This window comes from Micromonospora sp. I033 (assembly GCF_053890995.1).
The window spans coordinates 1-14045 of record NZ_JBSSLX010000013.1 but is presented as its reverse complement, the minus strand read 5'-3'; the positions used below and the strand labels follow the sequence as shown (position 1 = coordinate 14045).

At 72.6% G+C, this 14045-nt stretch carries 11 protein-coding genes; 10 read left to right on the top strand and 1 reads right to left on the bottom strand.

From position 1 onward, the window contains the following. The first annotated feature begins 97 nt into the window (after positions 1-97). The 7 genes from ACW0Q9_RS04160 to ACW0Q9_RS04130 all read left to right on the top strand — a co-directional run bounded on the left by ACW0Q9_RS04160 (position 98) and on the right by ACW0Q9_RS04130 (position 9030). Positions 98-1408, top strand: coding sequence for an extracellular solute-binding protein (locus ACW0Q9_RS04160; RefSeq protein WP_456178512.1), 1311 nt, complete (start codon positions 98-100; stop codon positions 1406-1408). Continuing rightward, positions 1405-2403 (top strand): carbohydrate ABC transporter permease, encoded by a 999-nt coding sequence (locus ACW0Q9_RS04155; RefSeq protein ID WP_456178511.1) that lies wholly within the window; start codon positions 1405-1407, stop codon positions 2401-2403. The genes ACW0Q9_RS04160 and ACW0Q9_RS04155 overlap by 4 nt, the downstream gene beginning before the upstream one ends. Continuing rightward, positions 2400-3266, top strand: a complete 867-nt coding sequence (locus ACW0Q9_RS04150) for a carbohydrate ABC transporter permease (RefSeq protein WP_456178567.1) — start codon at positions 2400-2402, stop codon at positions 3264-3266. The genes ACW0Q9_RS04155 and ACW0Q9_RS04150 overlap by 4 nt, the downstream gene beginning before the upstream one ends. Before the next feature lie 39 nt (positions 3267-3305). Then, positions 3306-5630, top strand: a complete 2325-nt coding sequence (locus tag ACW0Q9_RS04145; protein ID WP_456178509.1) for a beta-xylosidase/alpha-l-arabinosidase — start codon at positions 3306-3308, stop codon at positions 5628-5630. 86 nt (positions 5631-5716) lie between these two features. Next, positions 5717-6682, top strand: a complete 966-nt coding sequence (locus ACW0Q9_RS04140; RefSeq protein ID WP_456178508.1) for an acetylxylan esterase — start codon at positions 5717-5719, stop codon at positions 6680-6682. A 359-nt stretch (positions 6683-7041) separates the two neighbouring features. Next, positions 7042-8037, top strand: a complete 996-nt coding sequence (locus tag ACW0Q9_RS04135; protein WP_456178507.1) for a glycoside hydrolase family 11 protein — start codon at positions 7042-7044, stop codon at positions 8035-8037. Positions 8038-8157: 120 nt separating this feature from the next. Beyond that, on the top strand, positions 8158-9030 hold the full coding sequence (locus ACW0Q9_RS04130) for an alpha/beta fold hydrolase (protein WP_456178505.1): 873 nt from the start codon (positions 8158-8160) through the stop codon (positions 9028-9030). A 64-nt stretch (positions 9031-9094) separates the two neighbouring features. On the opposite strand, the gene ACW0Q9_RS04125 is transcribed toward ACW0Q9_RS04130, so the two are convergent. Beyond that, positions 9095-9253, bottom strand: coding sequence for a hypothetical protein (locus ACW0Q9_RS04125; RefSeq protein WP_456178503.1), 159 nt, complete (start codon positions 9251-9253; stop codon positions 9095-9097). Positions 9254-9461: 208 nt separating this feature from the next. Here ACW0Q9_RS04125 and ACW0Q9_RS04120 point away from each other — a divergent pair, with 208 nt between their 5' ends. The 3 genes from ACW0Q9_RS04120 (at position 9462) to ACW0Q9_RS04110 (ending at position 13990) form a co-directional block, all read left to right on the top strand. Then, the gene (locus ACW0Q9_RS04120; protein ID WP_456178502.1) at positions 9462-10829 is read left to right on the top strand and encodes a pyridoxal phosphate-dependent decarboxylase family protein; all 1368 of its coding nucleotides are present in this window, start codon (positions 9462-9464) and stop codon (positions 10827-10829) included. Positions 10830-10969: 140 nt separating this feature from the next. Continuing rightward, entirely contained in the window at positions 10970-13390 is a 2421-nt protein-coding gene (locus tag ACW0Q9_RS04115; protein WP_456178501.1) for an ATP-binding protein, read from the top strand. Between the two features lie 147 nt (positions 13391-13537). After that, positions 13538-13990 (top strand): iron chaperone, encoded by a 453-nt coding sequence (locus ACW0Q9_RS04110; protein ID WP_456178500.1) that lies wholly within the window; start codon positions 13538-13540, stop codon positions 13988-13990. Positions 13991-14045: the final 55 nt, after the last annotated feature.

Here is a 14045-nt window from a genome sequence, read left to right as displayed (position 1 = left end):
TCGAAAACGTTATCGACAACGATTGACACCAAGTTTCGCGGCTGTAAAACTCCCCCGCAGGCCTGAGTACCGCGACTGCCTGACGGAGGAGACATCGATGGCGACGAAGCGCCGTGCGGGTGCCGCCCTGGCACTGCTTATGGCAAGCGCTCTCGTCGTCGCTGGTTGCAACAGCGGCGGCGACGACGAGGCGTCCAGCGAGAGTGAGCTGTTCAAGAACCCGGTGACCCTGACCTGGTGGCACAACGCCCCCCAGGACGGGCCCGGCAAGACCTACTGGGAGAAGGTCGCCAAGGACTTCTCCGCGGCCCACCCGACCGTCAAGATCGAGATCGAGGCGATCGAGACCAACCAGCTGCAGCGCACCCGGATTCCCGCCGCGCTGCTGAGCAACGACCCGCCGGACGTCTTCATGTCGTGGGGTGGCGGCGAACTGGTCGAGCAGGTCGAGGCCGACTACCTCAAGGACATCACCGACCAGGTCAAGACCGAGGTTGCCAGCATCGGCAGCGCGGCCGAGATCTGGCAGGTGGACGGCAAGCAGTACGGCCTGCCGTTCCGGATGGGCATCGAGGGCATCTGGTACAACAAGGACATGTTCGCGCAGGCGGGCATCAGCGCGCCGCCGACCACGTTCGAAGAGCTCAACGCCGCGGTCACGAAGCTCAAGGCCATCAACGTCACCCCGATCGCCGTGGGCGCCGGTGACAAGTGGCCCGCCGCGCACTGGTGGTACAACTTCGCGCTGCGCGCCTGCTCGGTCGACACCCTGAAGAAGGCGTCCAAGGACAAGGTCTTCGACGACCCGTGCTTCGTGAAGGCCGGCCAGGACCTGAAGGCCTTCATCGACACCAAGCCGTTCCAGAACAACTTCATCGCCACGCCGGGCCAGAACGACCCGACCAGCGCGAACGGTCTGCTCGCCAACGGCAAGGCCGCGATGGAGCTGATGGGCGACTGGAACCGGGGCACGCTCGACAACGTCGCCACGGACAAGGCGAAGCTCGCCAAGTTCCTCGGCTGGTTCCCCGTGCCGGCGATCTCCGGTTCGGCCGGCGACCCGAAGGCGGCCCTCGGCGGCGGCGACGGGTTCGCCTGTGCCAAGAACGCCCCGGCCGAGTGCGTCGAGTTCCTCAAGTACATCGCGAGCCCCGAGGTGCAGAAGGGCTACGCCGAGACCGGCACCGGCCTGCCCGTCGTCAAGGGCGCGGAGGCCGGTATCCAGGACCCCGCCCTGAAGTCCATCCTGAAGGCCACGTCCGAGGCGAGCTACGTCCAGCTCTGGCTGGACACGGCCTACGGCAGCACCGTCGGCACCGCGATGAACGACGGGATCGTCGGCATCTTCTCGGGCAAGGGAACGCCTGAGCAGGTCGTCGCAGGGATGAAGGCAGCCGCGAGCAAGTGACCTCCACCAACGAAACCCGGTTCCCCGCCGGCGGCGTCTCCGCGCCGCCGGCGGGTCGCCGGCCCGCCGGGCGCTCGTCCTCCCGGCGGGCCGAGACGCGCCGCAAGTGGTACGAGATCATCGGACTCACGACGCCCGCGCTCGTGGTCTACGTGATGTTCGTGCTGGTGCCGATGGGCTTCGCGGTCTACTACAGCCTGTACCGGTGGCGCGGGGTCGGGCCACCGACCGAGTACGTCGGCTTCCGGAACTACACGCTCGCCTTCCAGGACCCGATCTTCCTCGACGCGCTGCGCAACAACGCCGTCATCGTGTTCGGGTCGCTGCTGATCCAGGGCCCCGTCGCCCTGGGCATCGCCCTGCTGCTCAACCGTCGTTTCCGCGGCCGCGCCGTGTTCCGCCTGCTGGTGTTCGTGCCCTACGTGCTCGCCGAGGTCACCGTCGGCATCATGTGGAAGCTGATCCTGGCCGAGGGCGGCACGGTCGACGCGCTGCTGCGATCCCTGGGACTGGGCAGCCTGGTGCAGGCGTGGCTCGCCGACCTCGACGTCGTCATCTGGACGCTGCTGTTCGTCCTCACCTGGAAGTACGTCGGCTTCGCCATCATCCTCCTGCTCGCCGGCCTGTCGAACGTGCCGCACGAGCTGACCGAGGCCGCCGCGATCGACGGCGCGAGCTGGTGGCAGACCCAGCGCCACGTCACGCTCCCGCTGCTCGGCCCGACCATCCGGATCTGGGCGTTCCTGTCGATGATCGGTTCGCTGCAGGTCTTCGACGTGATCTGGGTGACCTCGGTGCCCGCGGTGCGGTCGCTCGGGGCCTCGGGAACCATGGCGACGTACATGGTGGACAACGGCTTCTTCGCCCGCCTGTGGGGCTACGGCAACGCGGTGGCCGTCATCCTCTTCGTCATCTCCTTCGTCGCGGCACTGCTGTTCCAGCGCTTCATCCTCCGTCGGGACATCGAGGGCGCCATCACCGGAAGGGCGAACTGACCGTGGCTACCAACCCCGTCCTTTCCCCGTCCGCCGAGCGCCGGCCGGTGTCCTGGGGCACCCCGCTCACGTACGCGCTGGCGCTCGCGGTCGCGGCCGTGTCGATCGCCCCGATCCTCTACGTGATCGTCGGCGGCTTCCGCACCACCCCGCAGATCGTCGCGGACCCGGGGGGCCTGCCCGACCCGTGGGTCTGGGACAACTACGCCCGGGTGCTGACGCAGGGCAGGTTCTGGCAGCAGGCGTTGAACAGCGCGGTGATCGCCCTCGGCACCACGCTCGGCGTCGTGGTGCTCGGCCTGGCCGCCGCGTTCGTCCTGGCCCGGTACGCCTTCCGCGGGCGGGAAGCGCTCTACACCTTCTTCACGCTCGGCCTGCTCTTCCCGGCCGGGGCGGCGATCCTGCCGCTCTACCTGATGCTGCGCGACCTGGACCTGATCAATTCCTACTACGCGGTGATCCTCCCGCAGGTCGCGTTTCAGTTGCCGCTGACGATCGTGATCCTGCGGCCCTTCCTGTCCGCCATCCCCCGCGAGCTGGAGGACGCCGCCGCTATCGACGGCGCGAGCCGGCTCGGCTTCCTCTGGCGCATCGCGCTGCCGCTGTCGCGGCCCGCGCTCGTCACCGTCGGCGTCCTCGCGTTCGTGGCGAGCTGGAACGCGTTCCTGCTGCCGCTGCTCGTCCTCGGCGATATCGACCTGCACACCCTGCCGCTGGGGGTGCAGAACTTCTCGAGCCAGTTCTCCACCGACACCGCGGGCGTCCTCGCCTTCACGTCGCTGGCGATGCTGCCGGCGCTGTTCTTCTTCACGCTCGCCGAGAAGCAGATCGTCGGCGGCCTGCAGGGTGCGGTCAAGGGCTGAGCGACAGCGGTACAAGCACAACCAATGGAAAGGCACAGCATGACTGAGGTCCACGCGGTGGTGGGCGGGCCGGCACCGGCCCAGGCAGCTCCCGGCCACGATCGGCCGGACGGGCACTCCGGCGAGGCGCGCGTACGTGAGCTGCTCGGCCGGATGACGCTCGAGGAGAAGATCGCGCAGCTCGTCGGCTTCTGGGAGAAGGAGGACGGCGAGGCGGTCGCACCCCTGCAGGGCGAGTTCGGCGACGCCGTCAAGCTCGAGGACTTCGCCCGGCACGGGCTCGGCCACCTCACCCGGGCCTACGGCACCCGCCCGGTCGACGCCGCAGCCCGCGCGGCCTGGCTGTGGAAGTTCCAGCGGGACCTGGTGACGGGCACCAGGCTGGGCATACCGGCGATCGTCCACGAGGAGTGCCTGACCGGGCTCTCCGCGTGGAGGGCGGCCACCTTCCCCACGCCGCTGGGCTGGGGCGCCGCGTTCGACCCCGAGCTCGTCACGGAGATGGCCGCGGCGATCGGGGCCTCGATGCGGGCACTGGGCATCCACCAGGGCCTCGCCCCGGTGCTCGACGTGATCCGGGACCCGCGCTGGGGCCGCGTGGACGAGTGCATCGCCGAGGACCCCTACCTGGTCGGCACCATCGGCACGTCGTACGTGCGCGGCCTCCAGTCGCAGGGCGTGCACGCCACGCTGAAGCACTTCGCCGGCTATTCCGCGTCGCGCGCCGGGCGCAACTTCGCCCCGGTGCACGCCGGCCCCCGGGAGCTCGCCGACGTGCTGTTCCCCCCGTTCGAGATGGCGATCCTCGACGGGAACGCGCGCAGCATCATGCACTCCTACACCGAGATCGACGGCGTGCCCGTCGCCGCCGATCCGACGATGCTGACCGGCGTGCTGCGGGACAGGTGGGGCTTCGACGGCACGGTGGTGTCCGACTACTTCGGCGTCGCCTTCCTCAACCTGCTGCACCACGTCGCGGCCGACCACGCGGAGGCGGCCGAGCAGGCGCTGGCCGCGGGGGTCGACGTCGAGCTCCCGACGGGCGACGCCTATCTGACCCTGCGGGAGCGGGTGTGGGCCGGCAAGCTCGACGAGGCGCTCGTCGACCGGGCGGTGCTGCGGGTGCTGCGCGAGAAGCTGGACCTCGGGCTGCTCGACGCCACGTTCACGGACGAGCCACCCCGGGCGGTCGACCTCGACTCGCCGGAGCACCGGTCGATCGCCCGCCGCCTCGCCGAGGAGTCGGTCGTCCTGGTCGCCAACCAGGGCGTCCTGCCCCTGCCGGCGGGCCGACGCGTGGCGGTCATCGGTCCGAACGCGGACCGGCAGGCCGCGCTCTTCGGGTGCTACTCGTTCCTCAACCACGTGCTCGTCCAGCATCCCGGCGTGGAGACCGGCATCGAGGTGCCGACCGTCCTCGACGCGCTGCGTGCCGAGGTGGGCGCCGATCTCGTCACCTGGGCGGGTGGCTGCGACGTGGACACCGACGACCGGTCCGGTTTCGCGGAGGCCGTCGCCACGGCATCCGCCGCGGAGGTCGCCGTCCTGGTCGTCGGTGATCACGCCGGTCTCTTCGGGCGGGGCACGGTCGGGGAAGGCTGCGACCGGGAGGACCTGGAGCTGCCCGGAGTGCAGCGCGAACTCGTCGAGGCCGTGCTGGCCACCGGCACGCCGGTCGTCCTCGTGCTGCTCACGGGCCGGCCGTACGCGGTCGGCTGGGCACTGTCGCGCTGCGCGGCGGTGGTGCAGGCGTTCTTCCCCGGTGAGGAGGGGGCCGGAGCGATCGCGGGCGTGCTCTCCGGGCGGGTCAACCCGTCGGGCAAGCTGCCGGTCAGCCTGCCCGGCTCGGCGGGGGCGCAGCCGTACTCGTACCTGCATCCCACGCTCGGCGAGGGCAGCGAGGTGACCAACCTGCCGGCGACGCCGGCGGCGGCGTTCGGCCACGGCCTGTCCTACACGACGTTCGCGCACACCGGCCTCACCGCGCCGGCGGCGGCACCGACCGACGGGACGCTGCAGGTGGCGGTGCGCGTGACCAACACCGGCGCGGTGGCCGGCGACGACGTGGTCCAGCTCTACGGCCGCGACCTGGTGGCCTCGGTGACCCGGCCGGTGGCGCAGCTGCTCGGCTACCGGCGGGTCCACCTGGACCCGGGCCAGTCGGTCACCGTCGAGCTGACGGTCCCCACCACTCGCCTGGCCTTCTCCGACCGCACGCTCACCCGGGTCGTGGAGCCCGGCGACGTCGAACTCTGGATCGGCACGAGCGCGCAGCGGGACACGGAGGCGCTGACCACCCTGGTCGGTGACACCGTGCCGGTCACCACCCACTCGCCGCGCTGGACGACGTCCGAGATCCGGTGAGGCCGGCCCGCCGGGCGTCCCGTGGACGCCCGGCGGGACCGCTCCGGCCGGCTGATCCCGCGACCCCACGAGCTGAGAGGGGGCCGATGTACACCGACCTGCCCGAGGCGGAGCTGCGCGCCTACCGCAGCGTGCTGCGCGAACCGGACGACTTCGACGCGTTCTGGGCCGACACCCTCGCCGAGGCCCGCGGATGCGGTGACGACGTCGCCGTGACGGCGCTGGACACGCCGTTGACCAACCTGGACGTGTTCGACGTGACGTTCCCCGGCTTCGCCGGCCAGGCGGTGCGCGCCTGGCTGCGCGTACCGCGCGGCGCCACCGGCCGGCTGCCCACCGTCGTGCAGTACGTCGGCTACGGTGGCGGTCGGGGCCACCCGCTGGAGAACCTGCTCTGGGCCGCCGCCAGTTTCGCGCACCTGCAGATGGACACCCGGGGGCAGGGCTCCGGGTGGAGCCGGGGCGACACCCCTGACCTGGCCGGGGCCGGCCCGCAGGCCCCCGGCGTGGTCACCCGGGGCATCGAGGACCCGCGCCGGTACTACTATCGGCGGTTCCTCACCGACGCCGTCCGGGCCGTCGACGCCGCCCGCCGGCTGTCCGCGGTCGACCCGGGCCGGGTGGCGGTGCTCGGTCACAGCCAGGGGGGCGCTGCGGCGCTGGCCGCCGCCGCCCTCGTGCCGGACCTGCGGGCGGCCGTGGCGTACGTGCCGTTCCTGTGCGACATCCCGCGCGCCGTGACGGTCACCGACGCCCATCCGTACCGGGAGATCCGGGACTACCTGGCGGTGCACCGGGACCGGGAGGAGGCGGTGCTGCGCACCCTCGGCTACGTCGACGGGGTCGCCTTCGCCCGGCGGGCGGGCGTGCCGGCGCGCCTCTCCGTCGCGCTGATGGACGAGATCGTGCCCCCGTCCACGGTCTTCGCCGCGGTCAACGCCTACCGGGGGCCGGTGGAACTGGCGGTGTGGCGGTACAACGGCCACGAGGCGGGCGGCATCGACGACGACGCCGCGGCGCTCGACTTCCTCCGTGCCGCCCTCGACGGCTGACCCGTGTCCGCCTGACGTCTCTCGGAACGTTCCGGAAGGTCGGAGCGGTGCAGGCCCCAAAAGGCCGAGGCTCGACCGGTTCACCGGCGGATCTCCATCGATCATCTCTGTCGGTTGACCAGCGACTATGGCTCGCGTCCAAGATCCCTTGTGGCGGCTGGGTTTCCACAATGTTTCCGGAAGTTGTTGACAACGCGACGGCGGGCACCCGATGCTGTCGCCATCGAGGCTCATCCATCCCCGCCGATGCGAACCACCACCCCGCGACCTGCTCCTCCGGTCGTCGTGCAGGGCGACCGGCCACCGGGTCGTGCCGCGCCGCTGGCCTCCGCCAGCCCCACGAGAGAGGAAGCACGCACATGACCGACGCCCCCGCCCCGCCGAGGACGCGCAGACGCAGCCGCCTCAGGATGCTCCTCGGCGGTGCCTGCGCCGTCGCCCTGGTCACCGCCGGCACCACGGCGCTCCTGTCCGGCCCGGCGCACGCCCAGACCGTGACGTCGAACTCCACCGGCACGCACAACGGCTACTTCTATTCCTTCTGGAAGGACAGTGGCAACGTCTCCATGACCATGGGTAACGGCGGCCAATACAGCACCCAGTGGAGCAACGTCAACAACTTCGTCGCCGGCAAGGGCTGGAATCCGGGCGCACGCCGGACGGTGACCTACTCCGGCACGTTCAGCCCGTCCGGCAACGCCTACCTGACCCTCTACGGGTGGACGAGGAACCCGCTCGTCGAGTACTACATCGTCGACAGCTGGGGCACCTACCGGCCACCGGGCGGCCAGGGGTTCATGGGCACCGTCACCAGCGACGGCGGCACCTACGACATCTACCGGACGCAGCGGGTCAACGCGCCCTCCATAGAGGGCACCAGGACCTTCTACCAGTACTGGAGCGTCCGGCAGTCGAAGCGGGTGGGCGGCACCATCACCGCCGGCAACCACTTCGACGCGTGGGCCCGGTACGGCATGAACCTGGGCTCCCACGACTACCAGATCATGGCCACCGAGGGCTACCAGAGCAGCGGCAGTTCCAACATCACGGTGGGCGGCGCCGCCCCCGGACCCACCACACCGCCGCCCGGTGGCGGGTGCATAGTCAGCGTCAGCCGCGGCGACGAGTGGAGCGACCGGTTCAACGTCAACTTCTCGGTCAGCGGCACCAGCAACTGGGTCGTCACCATCCGCACGAGCGGCGGTCAGACCCTGCAGAACAGCTGGAACGCCTCGATCAGCGGCACCAGCGGCACCCTGACGGCGCGCCCCAACGGCAACGGCAACAACTTCGGCATCACGCTCTACAAGAACGGCAACAACACCACGCCGACCGCGAGCTGCGCGACCGGCTGAACCGATGCGTGGGTGGGGTGCCGTCGGTGGGCCGGCACCCCACCCGCCCCTCGGGACCGGGGCCGTCCGGACGGCTCACCGGCCGTCGTTTGCCCGAGGGCCGGACGGGTAGGCCGCGCCATGGCAGCCGTGCCCGTGGCGCACCGCACCGTCGACGTGGACGGGATCCGGACGTTCTACCGGGAGGCCGGCGCGCCCGACGCTCCGGTCGTGCTCCTGCCGCACGGATACCCGTCGTCGTCCTTCCAGTTCCGCCACCTGATGCCGGCGCTCGGCGACCGTTGGCGGCTGCTCGCCCCCGATCTGCCCGGGTTCGGCTACACCCGGGAGGACGAGGGGCGGTTCGCCTACACCTTCGACGCGTACGCCGACTTCCTGCGCCGGTTCACCGAGGTCGTCGGCCTGCGCCGGTACGCCGTCTACCTCCAGGACTACGGCTCGCAGTTCGGGCTGCGCCTGGCGATGAGCGCGCCGGACCGGGTCGCGGCGCTGGTCATCCAGAACGGCGACATCTATCCCGACCAGCACGGACCGAAGTACGCGCCGCTCAGGGAGATGTGGACGCAGCCGTACCCGCAGGCACTGGAGACGGTGCTTCCGAACATCTCGGAGGCGGGATTCCGCGACGAGTTCGTGGGCGAGCTGCCGGAGGAGATCGCCGACCGGGTCAGCCCCGACCTGTGGACCCTGTCCTGGGCGCAGGTGGGCCGCCCGCCCGGCCCGCGGAACCTCGCCCGCCTGCTCGTCGACCAACGCACCACCGTCGACTGGTTCCCCCGCCAGCAGGCGTACCTACGCCGGCACCGGCCGCCCACGCTGATCCTCTGGGGGCCGCACGACGGCTACATGCCCGCGGGTGCGGCGCGCGCGTACCTCCGGGATCTCCCCGACGCGGAGCTGCACCTGCTCGACGGCGGCCACTGGCTGCTGGAGACGCACCTCGACGAGGTGGTGGCGCTGATGCGGGACTTCCTGGAGCGGGTGCACCGCTAGGCCGCGATGAGAACACGGAGGGGTGCCGGCACCCTCCAACGGGCGCCGGCACCGCTCGCGCCCGTCAGCGCTTGGCCTCGTGCTTGGCCATCTGGGGCTTCTCGCCCTTGCCGACCCGCCGCAGCGCGTCGCGGAGCTGGCCCTCGGTCATCTTGGAGTTGCCCTCGATGCCCGCCTTGTGGGCCTGTTGGCGAAGATCGTGCAACTGTTCCCGGTCGCCCATGTCGGCCTCCCGTGGTGCGGTGGCGCGGGCGGCTCCGCGCGCCACTGTCGGCCCTCGTCTTCCCGGGCCCACGGGGGGCAAACGGCCCAGCCCTCGTCCGCCCGGCCGGTGCCGTTCCGGGCTGTGGGAGCGGCGCGGACCGGGACAGTTCGCCCACGAGGTCGGGCCGTGGGTGCGCAGGTGGAGGCCGGCTGGTTAGGGTGCGTCGGTGGAGGAGCCGAGTCACCTGTTCCGGCTGGCCGCTGACCACGCGGCGGCGTACCGGAGGTCGTTGCCGGACCGGCCCGTGGGGGTGCCGGTCGACCAGGCGGCGGTGACCGCGGCGTTCGGGGGACCGTTGCCCTCCGCGCCCTGCCCGCCCGAACAGGTGTTGGCCGACCTGCTCGCCGCGGCCGAGCCCGGCCTGGTCGCGAGCGCCGGTCCGCGCTACTTCGGGTTCGTGGTCGGCGGCGCGTTGCCGGCGGCCACCGCGGCTGACATCGTCGCCGCCGGCTGGGACCAGCTCGCGTTCAACGCGGTCACGTCGCCGGCCGCCATCGCCGCGGAAGCTGCCGCCGGCGGGTGGCTGAAGGACCTGCTGGGGATTCCCGCGTCGGCGTCGGTGGGTTTCGTCACCGGCGCCCAGGCGGCGAACACCGTCGGGCTGGCCGCCGCCCGGCACCAGGCGCTCGCCGACGCGGGCTGGGACGTGGAACGGCGTGGGCTGCTCGGGGCGCCGCCGATCCGGGTGGTCGTCGGCGACGAGCGGCACGGCACGATCGACCGGTCGCTGCGCCTGCTGGGCCTCGGCACGGACGCGGTGGAGCCGGTGCGGACGGACCGGAACGGCGCCATCGAACCCGGGTCGCTGCGGGCCGTGCTGCGGGCCGGCGCCCCGGGACCCACCATCGTCTGTCTCCAGGCCGGCAACGTGAACACCGGCGCCTGCGACGAGCTGCGGGGCGCGGTCGAGCTGGTCCACCGCCACGGTGGCTGGGCGCATGTGGACGGGGCTTTCGGGCTGTGGGCGGCGGCGAGCCCGGCCACCCGGCACCTCGTCGACGGGCTGGAACTGGCGGACTCCTGGGCCTGTGACGGCCACAAGTGGCTGAATCTTCCGTACGACACGGCTTTCGCCTTCTGCCGCCGGCCCGACGTGCACGCGGCGGCGATGTCCTACGCGGCGGCCTACCTGGTCGGTTCCGGCGGCTCGCCGGCGGGGGCGGACCTCACCGCCGAGTCCTCGCGCCGGGCGCGGGGGTTCGCGGTCTGGTCCGGGCTGCGCGAGCTGGGCCGTGACGGGGTCGCGGCCCTGGTCGACCGGTGCTGCGCGCTGGCCCGCCGGTTCGCCGACGGCCTCGCCGCGGCGGGGTTCGAGGTGGCGAACGAGGTGGTGCTGAACCAGGTGCTGGTCGGCTTCGGCGACGACGCGCGCACCGACCGGGTGGTGGCGGCCGTGCAGGCGGACGGCACCTGCTGGGCGGGCGGCACCACCTGGCGGGGGCGGCGGCTGATGCGACTCTCGGTGTCGAACGCCACGACGACCGAGGCGGACATCGACCGCTCGATCGCCGCGATCGCCCGCCTCGCCTCCTGACGGCCCGGTCCGGAGCACACCGCAGGCGGCGTCAATCGCATTCCTGACTTCGATGGTTGTCGTTGTCCACGTACCCTCGGGGTGTCACAGGCGATCGACCGGCGACTTCTGCCGGAAGGTGTCCCGAGGCGGAGGCGCACATGATCGGCAACGCCCTGCGCGCCCACCGGCGGGCGATGAGCCTCTCCCAGGAGGAACTGGCGGAACGGGCCGGGTTGAGCGTCCGGAACCTGCGGGCCATCGAGATCGGCCAGGTTCGCACGCCCCGGCAACGGACCGTCCGGCTGCTGGCCGACGCGCTCGGCCTCACCCCCGCCCAACGGCTGCGGTTCTACGCCCTGGCCCGGGCCGGGGAGGCGACCGGCGCGCCCACGGCGCCCCGGGCCGCCCCGGAGGCGTCACCGCTGCGGCCCGTCCCGGCCCAGTTGCCGGCCGACCTCGACCTGGTCGGGCGCGGCACTCCGCTCACCCGACTGGACCGCCTCCTCACCGGCGGGCCGTCGCGGGCGGCCACGACGATCGCGATCGTCGGACCGGCGGGAATCGGGAAGACCAGCCTCGCCGTGCACTGGGCCCACCGGGTCCGGGGCCGGTTTCCCGACGGACAGCTCTTCGTCGACCTGCGCGGATTCGACCCGCGGCAACCACCGTTGGCGGCGGGGCTCGCGTCGGCGGCCTTCCTCGACGCGCTCGGCGTGCCCGCCTCGTCGATGCCGGCCCACGACATCGGGCGGACCGGCCTGCTCCGCAGCCTGCTCATCGACCGGCGGATGCTGCTCGTCCTCGACAACGCCCACGACAGCGAGCAGGTCCGGCCGCTGCTGCTCGGGGGAGCGGGCTGCCTGGTGCTGGTCACCAGCCGGGACCGGCTGGTGGGGCTCATGGCCCGCGACGTCGCCCGTCCGGTCGAGCTGGGCCCGCTCACCGCCGAGGCGTCCCGGGAACTGTTGACCGGCCGGACCGGGCCACCGCGGACGGCGGCGGACTCGGCCGCCTTCGACGCGATCACCGGGGCGTGCGGTGGGTTGCCGCTCGCCCTCACGGTAGCGGCCGCCCGGATCACCAGCCGCGCGTCGACGCCGGTGCAGGCGGTCGCGCGGGAACTGACCCGGACGGGGAACCGGCTGGACGGGCTCGCCAGCCGTGACACCGCGACGGATCTCCGCTCCTGCCTGGACGGTTCGTACCAGCTGCTCAGCAGGGCCGCCGCTCGGCTGTTCCGACTGCTCGGCCTGCACCCGGGGCCGGCCACCGCCGTGGCGGCGGCCAGCCTCGCCGGCGTTCCCGTGGACGGGGCCTACCCGCTGCTCACCGAACTGCACCAGGCCAACCTGCTCACCGAGCAGGGGGACGGGCGCTACCACCAGCACGACCTGATCGCCGCGTACGCCGCCGAACTGGTGCGCCACGACGACGAGCCGTTCCGGCACGCGGCGCTGCGGCGCCTCTGCGACCATTACCTGCACACCGCGATCGCCGGTGCCCAGCTGCTGGAGCCACGGCGGGAGCTGCCCCTCGTGCCGGCGCCCGCGGTGGGGACGGCGGTGCCGGTGCTGGGCACGGCCGAGGAGGCGCGGAACTGGTTCGTGGCCCACCATCCCACCCTCCTCGCGACCGTCCGCCTGGCCGAGGCGCAGGGTCTCGCGACCGTGGTCTGGCGGCTCGCCTGGGTCCTGACGGCGTTCCTGTCCCGCGGCGGTCACTGGGCCGACCAGCTCGCCGTCCACCGGGTCGCCCTGCGGGCGGCCACCGCCGACGCCGACCTGCTCGGCATGTCGTACGCCTACCGGGGGCTGAGCCGCGCGTACCTGCGGCTCGGTCGGCCGGACGCGGCGGAGGCGGTGCTGCGCCGCGCCGTGCGCCTCGCCGCCGAACTCGGCGACCAGAGCGGTCGCGCCCGCGCCCACCACGGGCTGTCCGTCGCCGCCGAGCGGCGGGACGACCTGCGCGTCGCCCTCGGTTGCAGCCGGCGGTCCGCCGCGATCTTCGGTGCCGTGGGCAACACCAGCGCCCGCGCGGAGGTGTTGAACGGCGCGGGCTGGCTCAACCTGCAGGCCGGGCAGGTACCGCGGGCGATGCGGCAGATCCGGACCGCCCTCGTGCTGCTGCGGCGTTTCGGGGAGCGGCACGGCGAGGCGAGCGCCTGGGACAGTCTCGGCTGCGCCTACGCCGAACGCGGTCACCGCGAGGCCGCCGACCACTGCTTCCGGCTCGCGCTCGCCCTCTTTCTCGACCTCGGCGACCGCTACTTCCAGGCCGAGGCCCTGGTGCACCGGGGGGACAACCGGTGGGACATGGGCGACTGGGCTGCCGCCCGGAAGCACTGGCAGCGCGCGATGCGGATCCTGACCGAGCTGCACCACCCGGAGACCGTGGCGGTCCGGCACCGCCTCGCCCGCGCGGACGGCGACCGCCCCGCACCGCCGTGCGGCACGCCGCGGACGGGCGCGGGGCCGGGCAGCCGGCGCGACCCTCATCGGCGGCGACGGGCGGTGGCGCCCGCGCCGGCCGGTGCACGGCCGCGCCGGGTTCGGGTCGTCCGGTTGCGCCCGCCGGCCTGACACCGGGCACCGACGTCGGTGTCCGTGGTGGTTTCCGTGGTCAGCACGGAAGCGGCCCGTACCCCGGCCGGGAGAGGCTGTGCGCACAGGGATCGGGCGGGCGGGGACGTCGGTGCCGATCGGGAGCCACGAGCCACAGGAGTGACCATGACCAGCACCGCAGTCAGCGGCTACGAGGGATTCACCGCCGAGGAGCGGGCCGCCATGAAGGACCACGCCCAGGAGTTGAGGGCGGCCGCGCGCCGCGGTTCGCGCGCGGAGAAGGAGGCGGAGGCGGAGCGGAACGTGCTCGCGAAGATCGCCGAGATGCAGGACTCGGACCGGGTCATGGCCGAGCGGGTCCACGCCGTGATCCGGGCCAGCGCCCCCACCCTCACGCCGAAGCTCTGGTACGGGATGCCCGCCTACGCGCGGGACGGCAAGGTCGTCTGCTTCTTCCAGAGCGCGGAGAAGTTCAAGGCGCGCTTCGCGACGCTCGGGTTCAGCGACCAGGCGCTGCTGGACGAGGGCGCGATGTGGGCGACCGGTTTCGCGCTGACCGAGGTGACGGCCGAGGTGGAGGCGCGGATCGGCGCGCTCGTGCGGCGGGCGGTGAGCTGAGCCGCGGTCCGTGCCCGTGGGGGCGCCGCCGGCGGGGGATTGGCCGCCCACCTCC